Below are 4339 nucleotides of genomic sequence, written 5' to 3' on the forward strand. Positions count from 1 at the left end.
AGCCACCCGGACGCCTACGTGATCGACGACTGGCGCTGACTCCACCGCCACGCCCGGCTTCCGGGAGAACCCGATGCCGACCCGATCCCTCCAGGAGAGGACCGGCACCGGGACTCCACGCTGAACGGCCTGCCGCTGACCGCCCGTCACCGTTCCCACCGGCCACGCCGGCATACCGCAGGGATCACGAGACGTCAGCCCCTACGACACCACGCTTTGAAGGTCAGTAGGTGTTCGCACGCATACGCACGGCCGGCGGACGTGACGACGGCCGGGACACTCCCTGCCGGTGCAGGCGCTCAAGGAGCCGGCCGCGCCCGGGCCTAACCGGACGGGCGGCAAGCACGGCTCACCGTTCAGCGTGGTGGGTTCCTGCCTCACCTGGTCCGCCATGACGTGCGGGCCGAACCCCGCGAGGTGCTCCTCGGTCACTTCTCTGCTGCGTCGCCCGCTGAAGCCAGCGCGCATGCCCGCGCCGCACTCGTTGCCGTGGGAGGCGAAGAGCCGACTCCACAGTGCCCGGCTCCTGGGCTCGGAGCCGATCAGCGTGCCGTCGAGATCGAACAGAGCGGCTCTCGCCGTGAGGGGTACGTCGACATCGCCGTGGACGGACGTGGAACTCCCTGGGCCGCTTGCCGGATCCGGGGCACGGCCCGGGGCCGGATACGAGCTTGATCTCGTGTTCTTCCCGCTTGTCCCCCGGTTGTGCCGCCTTGCCCAGGGGCACGGGCCAGGGCGTCAGAGCAAGTGACCGGTGGGCAGCCGTTTCCTTGGGGGCTGTCAAGCCTGTCCGGTGATGCAAAGGCAGCTGAGCGTTCAGACGGGTCCGACCGAGACGGGCGTTGGCCTGCAGAATCTCCGTGGATGGCCAGGGTGGACGGTCGAGGTCGGCATCGACCGGCGGCTCCGGTCCGCCGGGGACGTCCGTGACCTCCGCCCCTGGGCACCCATCGCAACTCTCGAAGGCCTGCCGATGGCCTCGAGCCGGCCCGTCGGACCGAGGGGACGGCCGAGGCGGGCCGGTGAGTGCCCGGCCTCCTCGGCTGCCGTGAGGGCTGTCATGGGTCGCTGTCCGGGGGTTCCCGGAATTCGGGCGCGAGCGCACCGCGGTCCCCGCCGTCCTGCCGGGTGAAGGCATCGGTGCTCGTGTCGTCGTCGATCGCCCTGCGCACCGAGACCTCCTCCTCCACCGCCTCGGCGGGCTGGTCACGCAACGCCTCACCCTCCTCTTCGGTGCTCTGCGGCCAGCCGACGTCGGATTCGGCGGGCCGGTCATCGTGCTCGGCGCGCATGCCGGACATCGGCGAAGGTTTGCGATCTTCGTGGCCGGTCATGTTGCGATCCCCTTCCTCATCGACCACCTCCCTTGGCGACGCCCAGGGAGGTGGTAGGTCTGTCACCGGAACCCAGCCGTGTCCCGCAGTGCCTGGGTGTGGCCGGTCTCTGCGGCGCGCGCCGGTTCCGGCGCGCTGGCCTTCGGTCGAGGTGCCGAGCGATGCGTGGGTGGTTGCGGCAGGGCGTGCCGTATTCGCCGTCGGACGCGGCTCGCGCGTTCCTCGTCCCGGTCCTGCGGAGCATTGGTGTCGGAACCCGGCATTTTCCCGTCAAGCCACTGCGGGGCTCCTCCCCGGCCCGCTCCATCAGCCCGCGGCAGGCAGCCGGAACGGGGAATCCCGGCCTGGTTTTGTCCATTCATACCGACAGTCCCTCCGCCTCGGCGGGGGTCAGTCCGGATGGAGAGCGAGAGAGCCGCGCAGCCGTTGCGGCAGGACGTCCCGAACTCCAAGGCGCTCGCCTGCGGTGTTGTGGCCGCGCCCACCAGGCCCTCCGGTCCTCTTCCCGGCACGCATCCGCACTGGGCCTCTCCACCAGGTACCCCTCGACAGTCATCCGTACCGAGCAAGCGGAAGCCCCGGCGGACTCGGGGGAAACCGACCGGGGCGGTCAGGAGACGGGAGGGGAGGGCGGTCGCCTTCCGGCGATCGGTTCCGTGGGGCTTCAGCCGAACCATCGTCCCCGCCGGCGATGGACGGGGTCCCGGGGAAACCCTTTCCTCCACTCCAGTGAGCGATCAGGGCGGCGGCGCCGGGTCATCGAGCGCGCCATGTCGTGGCTCTCCGGCCACCGTCGCAGCCGCTTCGGGCGGCCTCCCTGCACCTGCGGATCCGCGTCTACGCCGAGGCGGCGTAGACCGGGCAGTCCGGCCGCGCAGGCTTCGCGGTCTTCTCCGACGCCCTGACCGAGTCACGGCAGTGCCGCTTCGCGCCGGGGATCGTCCTGCCCGCGAACCCACCGGAAGCGGACCACGGCCGGCTCACCGCCGTCCGCCTCCTTGCCGACGGGCTTGAGGAAGGCCCGAAGGACCTCGGTGCACGCAGCCGGCACAGCCCGGGCAGCGACGTCACAAGGTCGGCCGCCCCGGGCGGTGTGGCGGAAGCGGGGGGACCGGGGATCAGATGGTGCCCAGGTATGTGGTGGCTTCGACGTCGTTGAGGTGTATGAGGATGTCGTGCGCCTGGCCGAGGGCGGACTTGTACTCGACAGGGTCCGGCCACCCGGCGCCGATGTTCCAGGTCACGCGCTCCTTGTCCAGCCAGGCACGCGCGGGGTCGGGGACGGTGCGCAGGTCGAGGAAGTAGTCCTCCTGGCGGGCCTTGTCCAACGTGTGTTCGTTGGAGTCCGGCTCCGCGGCGCCCACCCGGTAGGTGCGCATCACGTTGTCGTCCGTGCCGAATGCTTTGAAGGCACCCTGGTGGAAACTGAACCCGGCGCTGACGTAGTCCTTGCCCAGTGCATCACGCAGGAAGGCCCCTTGTGTCTTGGGGTACCGCGGATCGAACGAGTTGTAGGACACATGCGTGTTGTGTGCCGACAGCAGGATCCGGTCGCCGCTGTGCCGGTGCCACCAGACCACGTTCTCGGCCATCACCTGGTCACGGAGTTTCATCATTTCCGCGATCTGGGCCTCGTCGTTGATGTCGAGGGACAGGCCCTTGGCCATCTGGTGGATCGCCCTGGCGTGCTGCACCGTCCACGTGTGCTCCTGCTTGTCGGCACCCGAGCCGGGACGCTGCTGCCGCAGCAGCTCGTACACCTCCCCAGTCCGCTCCGCTCGCTCCTCGCGCTCGGCCAGGGGCAGCTTCAAGTACTCCTCGCCGTAGGTGCCGGCATCGGTGGCGGGCGCCAAACCGCGGTACAGCTCGGTGACGCGTCCCAGCAGATGCGGGTAGTCGCGGGCCACCCGGTCAGTCACCTTCTCGTACAGCTCCGGCCCGGCGTAGCCCATGTCGTTGCCCATGAACTGCACCTTGTCCTTCGGGTGCTGACGGTTGTAGTCGCGCATCCACTCGACGAGGTCGAGGTAGTCCTGGTTGTTCCAGATCCGGTACGAGCCCTGGAACTCCTCACGCGCTATGTCCTCGAGATCGCCCTCGCCCTTCAGCACGTAATCGTTGAGCCGCAGACCGCTGCTCCAGGGAAGCTCCAGGGAAAAGGTCCTGAAGCCCTTCCGTTCGACCAGGTAACGGAAGACCCGGTGCTTCATGCGGAAGAAGTCCTGCGATCCGTGGGTGGCCTCGCCCAGACCCACCACCTCGGCGCCCTCGACCATACGGCCCAGTGCGTTCAGATCCCGCAGACCGCCCTCGGGCTCGGTGCTCCTCAGTGTGTGGGCGCTGCGCTCGATGGCATCGATCACGCTCTGCGCGTGCTGCCCGGAGACCGATGCGTTCGGTACCGGGACCGGGGCGGGCGGCTCGTGCGCTGTCTGCGCGGTGGCCGGAGTGGCGACTGTCACCGCGCCGAGGGAGAGGAGGACCGAGGGAATGATCACTGCCTTGCGTCGCGTCATGGCTACAGGTTTCCGTCCGCACCGGGGGCGTCACCAACCGGTAAGCCCCCCACTTCCGGGTGGCGCGGGCACCACCGCCGGGACACCGGGTACCGTCACGTACGACGGGGCGGCGCCGGCCGGTGTGAGCGGGTGCAGGCGAGGGCCGGCCAATGGCGCAGGCGAGACGGTTGACCGCACCCGGGGTGCGCTCCATGACCGGTCGAACGAGGGGCCGGAGCCTCTGCCCCTTGTGGCCGCTGCCATCACAGCGGACTCGTACGGTGGCCTGGACGGGATCGCGGTGGCCGGTCCGATGCCGGAAGCCTGCGTGATCTGCGCCGCCGGCTTGGAGCCGCACCGGTGCGGACACTGTTCGAGGCGCTGGCCGGGCCGCCGGCCCGGCCGACGACACCGGGGTGCGATCCGGTCCGTTCCGGACGGTGTCGCCCCGTGAGACGTCCGCCCCGGCCGACTCCGAGCGGAGCCGGGTCTGGCCGGAGCACGTGG

2 protein-coding genes are annotated in these 4339 nt (G+C 69.9%); both read right to left on the reverse strand.

The annotated features are described in order from the left end of the window. Positions 1-1058: 1058 nt before the first annotated feature. Positions 1059-1334, reverse strand: a complete 276-nt coding sequence (locus AB0L29_RS35355) for a hypothetical protein (RefSeq protein WP_365833447.1) — start codon at positions 1332-1334, stop codon at positions 1059-1061. A 1118-nt stretch (positions 1335-2452) separates the two neighbouring features. Continuing rightward, entirely contained in the window at positions 2453-3850 is a 1398-nt protein-coding gene (locus AB0L29_RS35360; protein WP_365833449.1) for an erythromycin esterase family protein, read from the reverse strand. Between the last annotated feature and the right edge of the window lie 489 nt (positions 3851-4339).

It is taken from the genome of Streptomyces sp. NPDC052701, from assembly GCF_040678355.1.
In the GTDB taxonomy this organism is placed as follows: Bacteria; Actinomycetota; Actinomycetes; order Streptomycetales; family Streptomycetaceae; genus Streptomyces.

Coding starts and splice junctions, on each gene's coding strand:
- AB0L29_RS35360 (WP_365833449.1), bottom strand. CDS start 3,850: ATGACGCGACGCAAGGCAGTGATCATTCCCTCGGTCCTCCTCTCCCTC.
- AB0L29_RS35355 (WP_365833447.1), bottom strand. CDS start 1,334: ATGACCGGCCACGAAGATCGCAAACCTTCGCCGATGTCCGGCATGCGC.